We start from the raw sequence: 14,301 nt of genomic DNA on the forward strand, positions 1-14,301 counted from the left end.
TGGGTCTGCGCCCAGCGCCCGCCGTTGGAGGACTCCACGTTGACGTGTTTGACGCCCATGAGGCGCACGGTGATCTCGCCGTCGGAAACGCCCGTCTGGATGCGTACCGGGGTGGGCGAGTCGTTGCGGAACTGCAGGTCGATTGCGCCCTCGTAGACGGTGGCTTCGCGCCCGGCCGGGTAGCGGGAGATGTAGTAGGAGTGCGGCGTGTGCGCGATGTCGGTCATGCCGCCGAAGTAGGCGGCGTTGTACAAGGTGGTGGCGAACTGGGAGATGCCGCCGCCGACGGCCATGCCGGAGCGTCCGTTGATGATGATGCCGGATTCCACGTACCCCTGTGCTGTGCCGCGTGGGCCGGTGTAGCCGTTGAGGGAGAAGGTCTCGCCGGGGTTCACAATCGCGCCGTTGACGGCCTGGGCCACGAGCGCGATGTTGGTGCCTGAAGCTCCGGAGAAGCCGCCGGTGGAAAAGGAGCTGACCTCCTGGTCAAAGGTGGCGTTCTCGGCTTCCTCAGTGGTGAAGTCCGCTGGCACCGGTTTGTAGTCTGCGTCCCAGGTGCGCTCGCCGTCGCGCAGGAGGCGGTCCTCGAATCCTGTGAAGGTGGCGTCCCAGTCCACGGCGATGCCGTCGGTAGACGGCTCAACGCCGCCGCCTTCGAGCACGCGGGCGTTGCGCATCTCGGCCTGGGTGGCGTCGAGTGTTTCGCCCAGGATAGCGCCCGCGACGTCGCGGTGCACCTTGGGCACGATCGCGCCGTCCACGTTGGGAAATTCTACGACCTCGCCCATGCGCGCGGCTGGGATGACGGCGGTTGCGTCCTCGCGGCCGTTGACGGTCAGCGGTCCGGACAGCGCCGTTTTCACCGGCCCATCCATCGCTTCCTTGATCACTTCGTCGTTGATCGCTGGCTGCACGGGATCCGGTTCGACCTCGACGCCCTCGGGGTCGAGCCAGTTACTGGTCACGGCCTCGCGCAGCGTGCCCGGGTTGACCTCTTGGCCCAACTCCGGGTCCTTCACTTCGGCCTTGCCGCCTTCGATGTGGATGCTGCCGTCTTTCGGGGCGAGGTAGAGCTCGTCCTGCACGCGGACAAGTTCCGGGCGGAGCTTGGCCTCGTCGATGCTGCTTTGGGCCTCTACTTCGTGCGTCCGGAACAGTCCTACCAACCGAGGGATAGGGTTGGCGGACTGGGTACCGGCGGCGTCCACCGTGCCTTGCCAGTCAATGTCCAACCCCGCGTTGGCGGGCACGAGCTGCGCGCGCTTGCCTGCGGCGCTGATCTCTACCGGCGTGCCCGCTACCCCGCCGAGCTCCTCTTTGAGGTGCTCGCGTGCCTCGTCGGGGGACATCCCGCCGATGGCGACGCCGCCCACGGTGGTCCCGCGTGGGACGTTGCCGCGGTTGAGTGCCAAGTCCGCCAGGTAGATGGCCAAGACGACTGCGAGCAGGCCGAGGACGGTGCCGAGCGCGATCGTGCCCGCGCGGCCCCGGGACTTTTGCCGATGGGAAATACTCACCTCACACAGGGTACACAGGCCGCTATAACCCGACGTCGAGTAACTGCTGCTGGGTACGCACCGCAGCCTCGTCGACGCGCGCCTCGGACAGCTCCCCGGACTCCACAGCGGCGACCACCACATCAATCACGTGCGGGATATCCGCACCAGAGGACCACAGCGCCTGGTCGGCACCAGCGGCGATGGCGAGCTTGACAGCTTCCGGGGTCGGCGCGTAGTCCAGGATGCCGCGCATGCCGGACAAATCGTCGGTGACCACCACGCCGTCGAAGGGTGCCCCGCCCGGGTAGTCACCCTCGCGCAGGATGCGGTAGGCCTCAGGATTCAGCGAGCTGGGCACGCCCTCAGGCCCCATCCCGGGCACGATCATGTGCCCCATCATCACGCTGGCGCGCGGAAAGCGGGCAAGCAGCGGGCCGAAGGGGCGCATGTCTAGCTCGCGTACCTGGTCCAGCGGCGGGGTGACGGCAAGTTCGTGGTGCGTGTCGCCCGAGGCGCGGCCGTGGCCGGGGAAGTGTTTGAAGGTGGGGGTGACGTGGGCGTCGATAAGCCCTTGCGCGAAGAGGGTGCCGACCCGCACGACTTCCTCGGGGTGGCCGCTGAAGGCGCGGTCGCCGACGATGGCGAGCCCCGTGACGTCGAGATCCAAAAGCGGGGCGTAATCCACGTTCACGCCGCGGGCGCGCAAGGACCGCCCGATGTCGTAGCCGGTGCCTTGGATCACCTCGGGCGGGCGGGTGGCCAGCTCGCGTGGGGCCATGAACTGGCCGAGCACGTCGGTATGGCGCTGCACGCGCCCGCCCTCAAAGTCGATGGCGACGGAAAACGGGTAGCGGTACTCGGCGCGCAGCGCGTCGATGTTGTGGCCCTCGGCAGTAAGCAGCGCCGGGTCCGCCCAGCTAGGGATGATCAGCCCGCCGACGCCCTGGTCCAAAGCTGCGCGCGCCTGCCGCTCGTTGCTCACGCCCACCACCATCAGCGAGGCGACCTTGGCGCGCAGGTCTTGCGGCACCCGCTGCTGGGCAGGGCTCGGCGGGGGTGGTGCTGGCGGCGCGGGTGGTGCTGGCGGCTCTGGCGCTACAGACGGTGATTGCGGAGCGGGCGCTGCGACCTGGGGCGGTTCCGGCTCGCTGGGCACGCGCGCGCTCAAAGAGAAGGCGAGGACCGCCGCGACGACAACGCCGCCGACGGTGAGCGCCACCGCCCGCCACTGGGCCGGTTGCAGCGCCGGTTGTAGCTCCCGTGCCACGGACACACCCCCTCTACTTGTTCTGCGAAAACGCTACTAGTGTAGTCCTGCTGGTAGGCTTTCGCCCATGTCCCACCGAGTATTCAACCTGCCAGCGTCGTTGCCGCGTCGTGCGGCGAACCCGGTGCTCGCCTCCGCCGTCGTCGGGGTGATCCTGGGCGTGGCCGGGGTACTTGGCGTGGCGGCGGTCTCCGGGCAGAGCACCGTGCCGCAGGGCGGTGCCGTCACGGCAGATGAGGCTGTGCTCGGCGGGCCGGAGTACGGCTCCCGGGAGTAGCCCTTGCGCGCGCACGTCGTCGGCTGGCTGCTGCTGGCCTGCACCGCGTTGTTCCAGCCGCCAGGCGAGGTCGCCGCGGACACCAAGCTCAACCTGTTCGTCGACCCGGCGCGCTTCCTTTCCCGCGCCACCCACGCGTACACCGACGAGTTCCCCCTAGGCCAGGTGCAGAACCAGGCCTACGGTTACCTCTTCCCGCAGGGGCCATTCTTCTTGCTTGCCGACGCCATCGGCGCCCCCGAGTGGCTCGCGCAGCGCACGTGGTGGACGCTGCTTGTCTGCCTGGCGTACTCGGGCGCGCTCATCCTCGCGCGCCGCACGGGCGTGCGCGGGACACTGCCGCAGGCCAGCGCCGCCTTGTTGTACGCGCTCTCGCCGCGCATCCTCACCACGCTCACCGCGATCTCCTCGGAGGCCTGGCCGGTCGCGCTCGTCCCGTGGACGCTGATCCCGCTGACCCGCGCCCGCCCACGCGTGGCCGGTGCCGTGCTCGCGGTGGCGGCGATGGGCGCGGTCAACGCCACCGCCACCATCGCCGCCTGCCTGCCCGCACTCATCGTGTTGCTGTACCGCCGCGCCTACGCCCAGGCCGCGTACTTCACCCTGGGCGCGGCGGCGGTCTCCGCGTGGTGGATCGGCCCACTCCTCGTGCTCGGCCGCTACTCGCCACCGTTTACCGAGTTCATCGAATCCGCCTCCGTCACCACCGCCTGGCTCACCCCCATCGAGGTCCTGCGCGGCACCACCAGCTGGGCCCCGTTCGTCGACACGGAGCGCACCGCCGGCGTCCTGCTCGTCGGCGAACCGGTCTTCGTGCTGGCCACCGCACTCATCGCCGCCTTCGGCCTCGCCGGCCTCGCCCGCCGCAACACCCCGTGGCGCGGGGTCTGGGTGGTCATGCTCGCCTGCGGCTTCGCGCTGCTGTGCTCCGCCCACGCTTTCGCCCCGCTTCTCGACGGCCCACTCGCCCCCTTTCGCAACCTCCACAAATTCGCCCCACTCGTCCGCCTGCCCCTGGCCATGGGCGTGGGCCACTTGCTCGCGCGCGTCGACCGGCCCCGCGCCGCGGGCGTGGTGCTCGCAGGCGCGGTCGCCGTGGCCCCGGCCTGGTCGCTGCGCCTGCTGCCGGAGGGCACGTGGACGGAGATCTCCCCGCAGTGGGTCGCCGCAGGCGAGTGGCTTGACGAGCACGCCGCGGGCACCCGCGCCCTCGTCGTACCGGCGTCCTCCTTCGCCCGCCAGGACTGGGGCTGGACCCGCGACGAGCCGATCCAGGCGCTGACTGATACCCGCTTCGCCTTTCGCGACGCCGTCCCGCTCGTCGACCCGGAGGCCATCCGCGGCCTCGACGGCCAGGTCCGCGCCGTCGACCCGGAAGCGCTGCGCGCGATCGGCGTCGGCGCGGTGGTGGTCCGCCACGACCTCGAGGGTGCCGACCCGCACGCCGCCGACCGCGCCGCGCGCAACCTGGGCGAGCCCGCCGCCAGCTTCCGCGAAGATTCTGGCAGCGGTGTAGACATCTACATGCTCGAGCCAACCCGCGACGCCATGCTCACCGACGCGGAACCCGTGACTGTCGACGGCGGCGGCGAGGTGCTCCCGCTGCTGTGGGCTGAGTACGGGTATTTCCCGGCGCGGCTCGTCGAGAAGCAGGCGCAGCCCGACATCATCACCGACACCCCCGCCTTGGCCGAGCGCAACTACGGCACGCTGCGCGGCGCGCAGTCCGCGCAGCGTGCCGAGGGCGAGGGCGGCAACGTGGGCAACCGGCTCACCGACTACCCCTCGGCGGGTACGCGCGTCGCCGTGGCAGAAGACGGCGGAAAAGCGCGCGCCTCCTCCTCGGCGGCGGACGCGGGCGCGTTCGGGGGTGCTGTGCCCGGCGCGTCTCTGACCAGCGCCTTCGACGGGCTTGCCGAGACCGCGTGGTGGCCCGCGCCGGGTGATCGCGACCCCTGGATCGAGGTCCCGCCCGTGGACGCGCGGCTGACTCTTACTGCGACGCGCGATACCGTCGTCACGCTGTCCGGCGGGCCCGAGCGCCGCGTCACCCTGGTGGCGGGCGAGCCGCGCACGATCCACGCCCCCGGCACCACGCGCATCACGCTGACTGAGCGCACAGGCATCGCCGAGGTGGACGCGGGCCCATCCCGCATCGTGGAGGTCGAAGGCACCGCGGATACCTACTTCTTCCAGCGCCACTTCCCCGACACGCAGGTCATCCAGCGCCGCTTCACCACCGCCACCGACGCCACCTGGCACCTGAGCGCGCCCGCCACCATCGACGGTGTGCGCCACGCGGCCGGCGAGGTAGAACTGCCCGCCGGCACGCACGAGCTGTTCACCCGCCGCGAAACGATCACACTTACCCGCGACCGCGTGCCCACCGCCGCGTGGGAGCCGCTGCCCGCCACGATCGCGCCCGCCGACCACCCGCGCACCATCATCACCACCCGCGCCTTCAACTCCGGGCTGCGCGCCACCGTCGGCGGGAAGGAACTCGAGCCCTCGCTTATCGACGCCGCCACCCAGGCCTTCACCCTCCCCGCCGGAGCCTCCGGCGAGTTCCGCATGCACTTCGCCGGCGAGGCGACGTACCGGAACTCGCTGTTCATCGGCGGTGCGTTTTCCGCGCTGGTGGCGCTGGCCTGCCTGGTTGTCGTGGTGCGCCGGCGTAGTGGCGCGCCCTTTGCGCCGAAGGAGCTGCCCCGTATTGACCGCGCCGCACTACTGCTCGCCGCCTTCGCCGCAGGCCCCGTCACCGGACTGGTCGCCGGGGTGTCCGCGTGGGCGATCCGCCGCTACACGCTCCTGCCCGCCAGTTGGTTATCTTCGGGTGCGCTGGTGGTTGGCGGGCTGGTGCTGGCGCGGGCCCCGTGGCCGTCGGCAAGCTATGCGGGCTCGACGCTGCTCCCGGTCGTCGGCTGCTTCGCGGTGGCGTGCCTGGCGTGGCCGGACCGGGAGGAGTCGCGCCGCGCCAGCACCGCGCGCACCAGCCGCGCGCCGGGCACTTCCACCAACTCGTAGGAGATGTAGCCGACAGCCAGGCTGGCGGCCGCCGTCACCGCCAGGACGAGGACGAAGTTGCCGCCGAAGACGGGTACCCCGAGCACGGGGAAGACCAGGTCGAGCACCGCCATGTGCCACAGGAACACGGAGTAGGACCAGCGCCCGCTCAGAAGCGCGGGCCGCGAGGACAGAAGCGTGTCGTGGTCGCGGGGGCCGAGCGCGTAGGGCGCGACGAACATGGCGGCGAAGCACGCGCCGAGCAGGACGCGCACGTTGAACTCGGCCGGGGTGGGGTGGGTAAGCCCCTCCGGGCCGACAACGCCTGCGACCCACGCCACCGGCATCGCCAACAACGGGAACGGCCAGCGCGGCCCGCGGTAGCGCACCCCGGCGCGCTCGAGTTCCGCGCACACGAGCCCGACGGCAAACCAGGGGGTGTACGACGGCGGCCAGATCTGCAGGTTGACTACCTCGGGGTCGGAAAACGGCTCGATCGCCCACGGCCACACCAGGCCGACGACCACGCTGACGGCCAGCACCAGCCAGCGCGCCCGCCCACGAAACGCCAGGTAGAGCGGTAGCACCAGGTAAAAGGCCACCTCCACGCACAGCGACCACAGCTGAGTCAGTGCGGCGATGAGCCCATCGGGCACGTAGATCTGCACCATGAGCAGGTTCGCCACCGCCTGGCCCGCGCTCACCTCGCTGAGCGCGGGCAGCGCGAGCAGCACGACCGCCACGCACACCACGTACGCGGGCACGATGCGGGCTGCGCGCCGCGCGAAGTACCCGGGCCGCGGCCCGCGCCGGGCGAGCACGAACGCGGAGAGCGCGTAAAAAACAGCGACGAAGTAGTCGAAGCGCGCGAGCAGTGGCGAGTCGTTCGCGGTTTGGAAGGCAACGTGCGTGATGAGGATCCCGAGGGCGGCCACGCCGCGCAGACCCTCGAGTTCTGGCAGTAGGTTAGAGTTTCTGGTGTGGGTTTCGGTGAGCTGTTCGATGTGGACATTGTAAAGAAGCGCAAGCTGGCGTGGGCCGCCGGCATCGTGGTCGTCGCGCTGGCGTGTAACCTCGCTTCCCCCATCGTCATCGCTTACCAGCGCCCGCTTGAAACAGGCACGCAGTCCGTGATTTTTGACGGCCCCGACGGCCAGCAGTTCACGCGCACGACCACGCTGGACAAGTCCACCGAGCCAGACCCCGAGACAGGCAAGGAGAAGGACGTCTACACGCTGAGCACCGAGCAGGACGGCCCCGAGGCGTACACCGACTCCTTCCGGATCAACCCAACCACCGCGTTTCCGGAGAAGGAACGCCACGGCGTCGGCGTGTACCTGCCGTATCGCCCGGAGCGCCGCTCGTACCCGTACTTCGATCCGCGCTCGCAGACCATGGTGCCGCTCGACTACCTCGGCCCGGGCTCGGTCGGCGGGCTGGAGACCTACCAGTACCGCGCCACGCTTCCCGACGATGCCCAGCGCACCGTCGATGTGGAGCGCCGCACCGGCATGCTTCTCGACGAATCGTGGTCCCTCCCCTCCGGCGTCTGGACACTCAGCGAGGACTCCAAGGCCGACGCGGTCGACACCGCGCGCGGGAAGGTCACCTGGCTGCGGGCTTTACAGATCATGGCGTTGGTGACCCGGCTGATCGCGGTGGTTGCCCTTATCTGGGCGTTGGTGCTCCTTGCGCGGCGCAGCTAAATACCTGCTGCCCGCCTACGGCGCCCTGCTGGTACTCGGCCTGACCTGGCCGTTTTTCCTGCCCGGCGAGGCCCTTGCGCTGCGCGACATGATGGTGCTTCCCGACATGGCGCTCACCCGCGCTTCCCTCGGCTTCGGCGACCTGCCCGCGCGCAACGTCCCGCAGGACGCACTGCTAGGGATGGTCCCGTTCCCCGTTTTCTTCGTCCGCGCGCTGGTCATCAGCGCCGCCGCGGCCGCCGCCTTTGCCGGCCACCGACTCGGCACCCACCCGCTAGGCAAGGCCGCGGCGATGACGGTCGCGGTGTGGAACCCCTTCGTCATCGAGCGCCTCCTGCAGGGTCAGTGGTCACTCGCCGTGGCGGCGTGGCTTATTCCCCTGGTAGCGCTCGGCGGGCGGACTAGCCCGCTGGCGCAGTGGGTGGCGTCGCTGACCCCGACTGGCGCGCTCGCCGCGGCGTGCTTCGTCCGCAACCGGGCGGGCGTGGTCATCGCGGTACTGGCCTGCGCCCCGTGGGTGGTCTCGGGCGTGCTCGCCACCGGGGGTGGCACCGCCACTGCGGCAAGCGCCGCCGCCTTCGCCCCGCGCGCGGAGCAGTACGTGGGCACGCTCGGCGCGCTGATGGGCCTGGGTGGTATCTGGAATTCGGCAGCGGTCCCGGCCTCGCGTGCGGCAGGCTTTGCCCTCCTCGGCATTCCCCTGTTCATCCTGCTCGCGCTGGGCTGGCGCGCGGTCCCGCGCCGCTGGCTCGCCCTGGCCGGTGCGGGTTTTGCGGTCGCGCTCGCGTCGTGGGCGGGACTCACCGAGCCGGTCGTCACGCATGTACCCGGCGGCGGGCTTATCCGCGACGCGCAGAAGTCGCTCATCCTGGCCATCCCGGCCTTCGTCGCGGCGGCGGGCGCGCTGACCCCGCGTCGCGCCGCGGCCGCGCTCGCGTGTGCACTGTTGCAGGTGCCGGACGGTGCGGTGAGCGTCGAGAAGCTGCGGCCGACCGCGGTGGAGGCGCCGACCGTCGCGCACGCGGGCCGCGACGTCTTCTTCGCCGAGCGCGCCCCGCTGACGCTCGTGCGCGGCGAGCCGACCGTCGATCCGGCACCAAAGCAGATGAATGTGGTGGAGTCCGGGGCCCTGCTTGTCGACGGCACACTCGTCGACCCGCCCTCTCCCCGATGGGTCGCAGCGCACGAGGCCGTGGAGCAGGAGCCGGTGGATACGACGCGGCTGCGTGAGCTCGAGATCGGACTGGTGGTCTACCCGGACGGGCGCGTGCTGGAAACGGGTGCGGCCGCGCGCGGGCTGCCGCCGGTGGGGCTGGCGCTTTTCGCAGGTTACTTGGCGGCGCTGGGCTACGCCCTCGCTGCATTAAGGCGCTCGCGCAGTGCAGCGGCGAAAGTCGTGGGGTCCGCCACGGAAACGGCGTAGTCGCCATCTAGGGTGTTGATGCGTACTGTCGGGCCGCCGACGGAATAACACTCAGCGCCGTCGACCTCGCGTGGACCACTTACGTGCGGCGGGGAGAACATCCAGGTCCACACGCTCGGCTGCGGCCCCACCTCATCAACACCGGTGATGCGCGCAAGCGGAATTGCGGTTTCGCGGCCTGCCAGGCTCAAGTGCAGCGCTGTGTCATCTACGCGCACGTGCAGGGTGATGCGCGCGTAGAAGAAGGCGTACGCAGCGAAGAGCGCTAAAAGGAGCCAGTCGAACGGATCAGGACGGGGTCCACCTACAAGGGCCAAAACCAGCACCGTAGCCACAATCAGGATGGCTAAGGGAGCACCGTTTACCCTGCGGTTACCTTCGAGATTCGCCATACCACAAGCGTAACAACACTCACTCCTATTTTTATTCACAAAATCGTCCTCCCGCGAAAAACGCCGCTACCTGCACATATTTACACTTTAGTTGGCCGCTACCAATTAATGACAAAGTCCAATCATTGCCACCCTTGCACTATCTGCACGCCACGGCTAAAGTTAACTGCGGATGAACAAAAGGTTACATACCCGGTAGTCCGGGGGAACTACCACGAATAAAGGAGCACATCATGCAGGACATCAACAACATCGACTTTTCCATTATCCGCGAGCGCGCACTGCGCAACATCCGCGAGGACCTGATCACTGAGTGGTCGAGCGAGTTCCCCGCCGATGAGATCGGCGATGCTTTCGACGCGGTCCTCCGGGCCCACCGCCGTAGCGCCACCCTGGACCACTTCATCCCGGTCCTGGTTGAGGCAGAGATGAGCGCCCGTCTGCGCTCCGGCAACCTGTGGCCGGCCACCGCAGCCTAAATTTTCAGCAACCGCGGCCCTTTCTCCCAGCGAGAAGGGCCGCGGTTTTGTTATGCTTGTGCCCATCATGCTGTCGGTAGCGGGCATTCCCGGGACCCGCGGCGTGCGTCTTAGCGAACACTCACCCGCGCCAGTCCGGGCAATGGCTGGCGACTCTGATCAGGCCCTTCGCCGACGGGCTACCCCTGTACAACGCACCCGGCCTGCATCGAGTACACGAGCACTCCCCGCATGGGAACGCACGAATAATTGAGTATCACCGAAGTGTTGGAAGGCGCGCCCGCCCCTGGGGCCCGTGAGGGTTGGGATACGGGGACGCATACCTTTTAGCAGGAGGAAAGGGGCCACCATGTTGCTTGCAGAAGCACTCGCACAACGCGCCGAGGCGCAGCACCGCCTAGAAGAGCTGCGCTCCCGCCTGGTTGAGCAGGCGCGCGTGCAGGAGGGCGACGAGCCCGCCGAGGACCCAGCCGAGCTGCTCAAAGAGGCAGCGCACGTGCTGGAGCAGATCGAGGTGTTGGTGCGCCGCATCAACCACACCAACTCGGTCACACCGTTCGAGGGCGACGCCACGCTGACCGACGCAATCGCGCGCCGCGACGCGCTGGTCCGCGCGGGCCGCTTCTACTCCGCGGTCGCGGACTCGGCGACGGCGCGGATGGACCGCTACTCGCGTTCCGAGGTGCGCTACGTGCCCACCGTGGATGCGGCCGCACTGCGCAAGATGGCAGACGCCGCCTCCAAGGAGTACCGCCAACTGGATACGAAGATCCAGCAGCTGAACTGGTCGACCGAGCTGCGCTAGCGCCCCGCCACGTCACCAACCACGTCATCCAGCACCGCGGCGAACTTCGCCCCGGTCGCCTCCCAGGAGTACTCGCCCGCGCGCGCTTTGGCGGCGGTGCCGAGCCGGTGGCGCAGGGTGGCGTCGGCAAGCAGGCGCTCCACCGCTTTGCTGAACTGCGCCTTGGTGTCCACGAGCACGCCGGTTTCCCCATCGATGATGGAGTCGTTGACGCCGCCGGCGCTGCGGTAGCCGATAGTCGGCACGCCGTGCGCTGCCGCCTCCACGACCGCGATGCCCCACCCCTCCTTCGCGCTCGGCATGAGGTGCAGCGCCGCGCGAGAGAGCAGGGCGTGCTTGTAGGCGTCGTTGACGTGCCCGTGGAAGCAGATCTCGGCCCGGTCCGCCGCGTATTCGCGCAAGCGGTCCTCCCACCAGCCGGAGCCGATGATGTCTAACACCACATCCTTGCGCCCAGCGATCGCATCGATCGCGTGCTCGATGCGCTTGTGCGGCACCAGCCGCGACAGGGTCACCACGTGCACCTTCCCGTCGTTTGGCACCACGGGCAGCGCGTCCGGGATAGGGTCCACGCCGTTTTCCACGATCGCGATGTCGCCCGCGTCCACGCCGAGCGCAACCAGATCGCTTCTCGACGCCTCCCCCACCGTCACGTACCGCGCACCCCGATACACCCGCGGCGCCACCTTGGACTCCAAAAACCAGCCCAACCGCCCGATAATCGGGCCCGCCACCGGCCACTGATCCTTATGGCAGTGGTGCGTAAGCAGCACGACCGGCCGGCGCGTAAACAGGCGCGCGAAAAACGGGATCCCGTTCTGCGTATCCACGATCACGTCCGGCCGGTTGCGCCAAATAGACAGCGGTGCCAGCACGTACACGCCGTACTTACCCCCAGCACGCTCGAAGCGGATGCCGCCGCGCGTGCTGCGCCGTGGCGCGTCAGTGTGGCTGGAGGTGCGAAAAATAACCTCGTGTCCCTGCGCCGCGAGGTACTCGCCGACGCGCTCCAGGTAGCGTTCGCTGCCGCCGCCCTGCGGGTGGGTGGAGTCGCGCCAGCACATCAGCAGTATCTTCATTGCTATGTACCGTACCCGCCGCCTCGCCACGTTGACACGTTCGCTGCGCCTATTGCGCTCGTTCACCTACGAGCAGTTCCGCCCCGCCGTGTTCTACTCCGGCCTGGCGCGCGACACCCGTTCGCTTCTCGACGCCCTGTGGCAGGACACCACCTGTCCCTGCCCATCCGGCCTCACTGGGACTTCGGTGTTGGACGTCGGCGGCGGGCCAGGCTACTTCGCCGACGCCTTCGCGGACACCTTCTACGTCGGCATGGAACCGGATGTCTCCGAGCTTTCCGCAGCAGGACTTTCCGGCTTCGGCGCGGTGCGCGGCGACGGGGCGCACCTGCCCTTTGCCGACGGCTCCTTCGACCTCGTCTACTCCTCCAACGTGGCCGAACACATTCCTGATTGGCGCACCATGGGCGAGGAGATGCTGCGCGTAGCAAAACCCGGCGGGCTCGTCGTGCTGTCGTATACCGTGTGGCTGGGCCCCTTCGGCGGCCACGAGACCGGGCTGTGGGAGCACTACGTCGGCGGCGAGTTCGCCCGGCGTCGGTACGAGCGGAAACACGGAACACCGCCCAAGAACGTGTGGGGCACCTCCCTGTTCGCGGTCTCGGCCCGCGAGGGGCTCGAGTGGGCGGAGTCGACCGGACGGTTGCTCTTCGCCTTCCCGCGCTACCACCCACACTGGGCGTGGTGGCTCACACGCGTACCCGTGCTACGCGAGTTCGCGGTATCGAACCTGGTGCTCGTGCTGCGGGGGTAGGTTCGCCAGACTCCATTGCTCTTACCGGGTACTTGGTGGATAATCACCTTGATACGGCCGACAGTGGCAGCCCGTATCGATGATCCCCCTAAAGAGAAGGACAGCAATGCAACTCCCATCCCAAGTTCAAGCCGCCATGAAGCAATTGCCTTTCACCCTGCAAACTGTAGGAGCGCTTCTGGCCAGCGTGATTGCGCTGGTTTACATTGTGACAGCTATCGAGGTTGGGGGATCTTCCTCGAAGGCACCGACCGTAGAGCCCCGCGGCGAGAAGTCTGTAATCCAGGTCGTCACGGTAGATGGAAAGTCAGCAGGTGTATGCCAACTTGGAGGCCTGCGCCAGGAAAAAGTGCACTACACCGACAAGAATTCCGTCTACTACTGGGAGCTCAAGCCAGGCGAAGAACGCATTGACGCGTCCTGTTCTAACGCCGTTGCCCTTTCCTCCGGTAAGAGGCAGTTGGAAGGCCACGCGATAGTAAAGAGCTTCGAAGCACCACAAGTTGTCACCATCACTGTGCAATAGCGTCGAGCAGTAACGACGTACAAGGAGCATCGTGACACGGCAGTCCGTCTTCACTTCCGAACTTGTGGGATCTGCCAGCACGACGCGGCGATACATCACGATCGCGTGGTTTCTTAGCAGTCGACTCTTTAGGCCGCACACACCGTCTACCAGAGCGATGTTTGATCCTTGGGTAACTTGCGTTGAACCTTTCCATGGGTAAAATGGCGGTAGAGAAAGTGAGGACAAGGTCCCTCGCTATGAGTGAGGAAAGGTCTACAGGACAATTTGCGCCGGTAGGCTTTTCCTTTTTCTCTACTGGGGGCGGGCCGAGTAAATTTTCTTGACGGTGCTCGTGCCCGTGAGCCACTGCTCGAGAACTGGGTCTATGCTCCCAACCAGCGAAAAAGCGTCACCAATCACATCGAGCACGTCAACATTGAGCAAACTATCCATGTGCGACACTCGATTACGCAGCAAATGAAGGTGGGCTACTCTCCAGTACGTCGTGTGCCCGTCAGGATCTAATTCATACGGAAACGCTGCTTCTAGCGCTTCTTCCCACATCCGAACACGATTCCTGTTCTCTCTCTTCTCCGGATCAGCATCAGGGTGATGGTTAGGGAGAATGTCTTTCCACATCCCAAACATGGTGTTCGCCAATGCATCATCATGCGTAATCTCAGCCCCATAGCGAGGATGATCCATCGAACGATTGCCCGCAGACTTCCTCGCTCGTCTCAACGCCTCTCGTCGCTTGCCTTGAGTAAGGCCTCTCAGCGGGGAAGCCGGAGCGTCGAGAAGCCAACTAGGATTACCGGTTTCCCGACGGTTCCACTCCTGCAACTTCTCATTCATCGCGTTGCGAACAAGTACCTCAGTAATGCCCAATGTTACTTGAACCGATGCCCCCAACTCGACACTCCACCGATACAGCGCAAGAGCCCTTTTCTTGTTGCCGTCTGCAGCAGAAAGATATGGGGCCATCCGAGCTGCCCCCAGGGCACCAACTACCGCATCCCTCGTGACTGATTTCATAACTTGAATACTGCCACAGTAATGATGTAGAACAGCCCAAGTGAAGTGCCCAGGGATGTGATCAAAAGTCA

13 protein-coding genes and 1 pseudogene are annotated in these 14,301 nt (G+C 67.3%); 8 read left to right on the forward strand and 6 right to left on the reverse strand.

Features of this window, described 5'->3' with window-relative positions:
• A partial coding sequence (locus HMPREF2550_RS02570) for a VanW family protein (protein ID WP_070789514.1) occupies nt 1-1,517 on the reverse strand: 1,517 nt, incomplete at its 3' end.
• A gap of 22 nt (nt 1,518-1,539) precedes the next feature.
• Nucleotides 1,540-2,766 carry a glycoside hydrolase family 3 N-terminal domain-containing protein gene (locus tag HMPREF2550_RS02575; RefSeq protein ID WP_246819726.1) on the reverse strand — a complete coding sequence of 409 codons (1,227 nt, stop codon included), beginning with the start codon at nt 2,764-2,766 and terminating at the stop codon, nt 1,540-1,542.
• A gap of 67 nt (nt 2,767-2,833) precedes the next feature.
• Here HMPREF2550_RS02575 and HMPREF2550_RS02580 point away from each other — a divergent pair, with 67 nt between their 5' ends.
• Together HMPREF2550_RS02580 and HMPREF2550_RS12600 are read left to right on the forward strand one after the other, a co-directional pair.
• The gene (locus tag HMPREF2550_RS02580) at nt 2,834-3,043 is read left to right on the forward strand and encodes a DUF2613 domain-containing protein (protein ID WP_070789516.1); all 210 of its coding nucleotides are present in this window, start codon (nt 2,834-2,836) and stop codon (nt 3,041-3,043) included.
• Between the two features lie 48 nt (nt 3,044-3,091).
• Nucleotides 3,092-4,798: pseudogene (locus HMPREF2550_RS12600) on the forward strand (alpha-(1->3)-arabinofuranosyltransferase family protein); the annotation flags it as partial.
• A gap of 1,136 nt (nt 4,799-5,934) precedes the next feature.
• On the opposite strand, the gene HMPREF2550_RS11755 reads toward HMPREF2550_RS12600, so the two are convergent.
• Entirely contained in the window at nt 5,935-7,053 is a 1,119-nt protein-coding gene (locus tag HMPREF2550_RS11755; protein ID WP_256380811.1) for an acyltransferase family protein, read from the reverse strand.
• On the opposite strand from HMPREF2550_RS11755, the gene HMPREF2550_RS12430 reads away from it, so the two are divergent.
• A complete protein-coding gene (locus HMPREF2550_RS12430) occupies nt 7,030-7,755 on the forward strand; it encodes a porin PorA family protein (RefSeq protein WP_070789519.1) in 726 nt (241 codons plus the stop codon). The genes HMPREF2550_RS11755 and HMPREF2550_RS12430 overlap by 24 nt on opposite strands.
• A complete protein-coding gene (locus HMPREF2550_RS02595; protein WP_070789521.1) occupies nt 7,739-9,178 on the forward strand; it encodes an MmpA family trehalose lipid delivery protein in 1,440 nt (479 codons plus the stop codon). Before HMPREF2550_RS12430 ends, HMPREF2550_RS02595 begins: the two co-directional genes overlap by 17 nt.
• On the opposite strand, the gene HMPREF2550_RS12000 is transcribed toward HMPREF2550_RS02595, so the two are convergent.
• Nucleotides 9,103-9,570: a hypothetical protein gene (locus HMPREF2550_RS12000; protein WP_141760494.1), complete on the reverse strand. Its 468-nt coding sequence runs from the start codon at nt 9,568-9,570 to the stop codon at nt 9,103-9,105. The two genes, HMPREF2550_RS02595 and HMPREF2550_RS12000, sit on opposite strands and share 76 nt — an antisense overlap.
• Nucleotides 9,571-9,803: 233 nt before the next feature.
• Between HMPREF2550_RS12000 and HMPREF2550_RS02600 the strand changes: the two genes are divergently transcribed.
• Both HMPREF2550_RS02600 and HMPREF2550_RS02605 read left to right on the forward strand, forming a co-directional pair.
• Nucleotides 9,804-10,049 (forward strand): three-helix bundle dimerization domain-containing protein, encoded by a 246-nt coding sequence (locus HMPREF2550_RS02600; protein WP_070789523.1) that lies wholly within the window; start codon nt 9,804-9,806, stop codon nt 10,047-10,049.
• A gap of 349 nt (nt 10,050-10,398) precedes the next feature.
• Nucleotides 10,399-10,854 (forward strand): DIP1984 family protein, encoded by a 456-nt coding sequence (locus HMPREF2550_RS02605; RefSeq protein WP_070789525.1) that lies wholly within the window; start codon nt 10,399-10,401, stop codon nt 10,852-10,854.
• Here the strand turns inward: HMPREF2550_RS02605 and HMPREF2550_RS02610 are convergent.
• Nucleotides 10,851-11,933, reverse strand: a complete 1,083-nt coding sequence (locus tag HMPREF2550_RS02610) for a glycosyltransferase family 4 protein (protein WP_070789527.1) — start codon at nt 11,931-11,933, stop codon at nt 10,851-10,853. The genes HMPREF2550_RS02605 and HMPREF2550_RS02610 overlap by 4 nt on opposite strands.
• 4 nt (nt 11,934-11,937) lie before the next feature.
• On the opposite strand from HMPREF2550_RS02610, the gene HMPREF2550_RS02615 reads away from it, so the two are divergent.
• Both HMPREF2550_RS02615 and HMPREF2550_RS02620 read left to right on the forward strand, forming a co-directional pair.
• Nucleotides 11,938-12,687: a class I SAM-dependent methyltransferase gene (locus HMPREF2550_RS02615; protein WP_070789528.1), complete on the forward strand. Its 750-nt coding sequence runs from the start codon at nt 11,938-11,940 to the stop codon at nt 12,685-12,687.
• Nucleotides 12,688-12,793: 106 nt separating this feature from the next.
• Nucleotides 12,794-13,213 (forward strand): hypothetical protein, encoded by a 420-nt coding sequence (locus HMPREF2550_RS02620; protein WP_038592799.1) that lies wholly within the window; start codon nt 12,794-12,796, stop codon nt 13,211-13,213.
• Between the two features lie 294 nt (nt 13,214-13,507).
• Here the strand turns inward: HMPREF2550_RS02620 and HMPREF2550_RS02625 are convergent, their stop codons facing one another.
• Nucleotides 13,508-14,230 carry a hypothetical protein gene (locus HMPREF2550_RS02625; RefSeq protein ID WP_239246562.1) on the reverse strand — a complete coding sequence of 241 codons (723 nt, stop codon included), beginning with the start codon at nt 14,228-14,230 and terminating at the stop codon, nt 13,508-13,510.
• Nucleotides 14,231-14,301: the final 71 nt, after the last annotated feature.

The organism is Corynebacterium sp. HMSC074A01 (genome assembly GCF_001831515.1).
Lineage (GTDB): Bacteria > Actinomycetota > Actinomycetes > Mycobacteriales > Mycobacteriaceae > Corynebacterium.

What these genes read in the sequence shown, in the direction of transcription:
- HMPREF2550_RS02580 (WP_070789516.1), top strand. Translation starts at nt 2,834, where the DNA reads ATGTCCCACCGAGTATTCAACCTGCCAGCGTCGTTGCCGCGTCGTGCG.
- HMPREF2550_RS12000 (WP_141760494.1), bottom strand. Translation starts at nt 9,570, where the DNA reads ATGGCGAATCTCGAAGGTAACCGCAGGGTAAACGGTGCTCCCTTAGCC.
- HMPREF2550_RS02600 (WP_070789523.1), top strand. Translation starts at nt 9,804, where the DNA reads ATGCAGGACATCAACAACATCGACTTTTCCATTATCCGCGAGCGCGCA.
- HMPREF2550_RS02605 (WP_070789525.1), top strand. Translation starts at nt 10,399, where the DNA reads ATGTTGCTTGCAGAAGCACTCGCACAACGCGCCGAGGCGCAGCACCGC.
- HMPREF2550_RS02610 (WP_070789527.1), bottom strand. Translation starts at nt 11,933, where the DNA reads ATGAAGATACTGCTGATGTGCTGGCGCGACTCCACCCACCCGCAGGGC.
- HMPREF2550_RS02615 (WP_070789528.1), top strand. Translation starts at nt 11,938, where the DNA reads ATGTACCGTACCCGCCGCCTCGCCACGTTGACACGTTCGCTGCGCCTA.
- HMPREF2550_RS02620 (WP_038592799.1), top strand. Translation starts at nt 12,794, where the DNA reads ATGCAACTCCCATCCCAAGTTCAAGCCGCCATGAAGCAATTGCCTTTC.
- HMPREF2550_RS02625 (WP_239246562.1), bottom strand. Translation starts at nt 14,230, where the DNA reads ATGAAATCAGTCACGAGGGATGCGGTAGTTGGTGCCCTGGGGGCAGCT.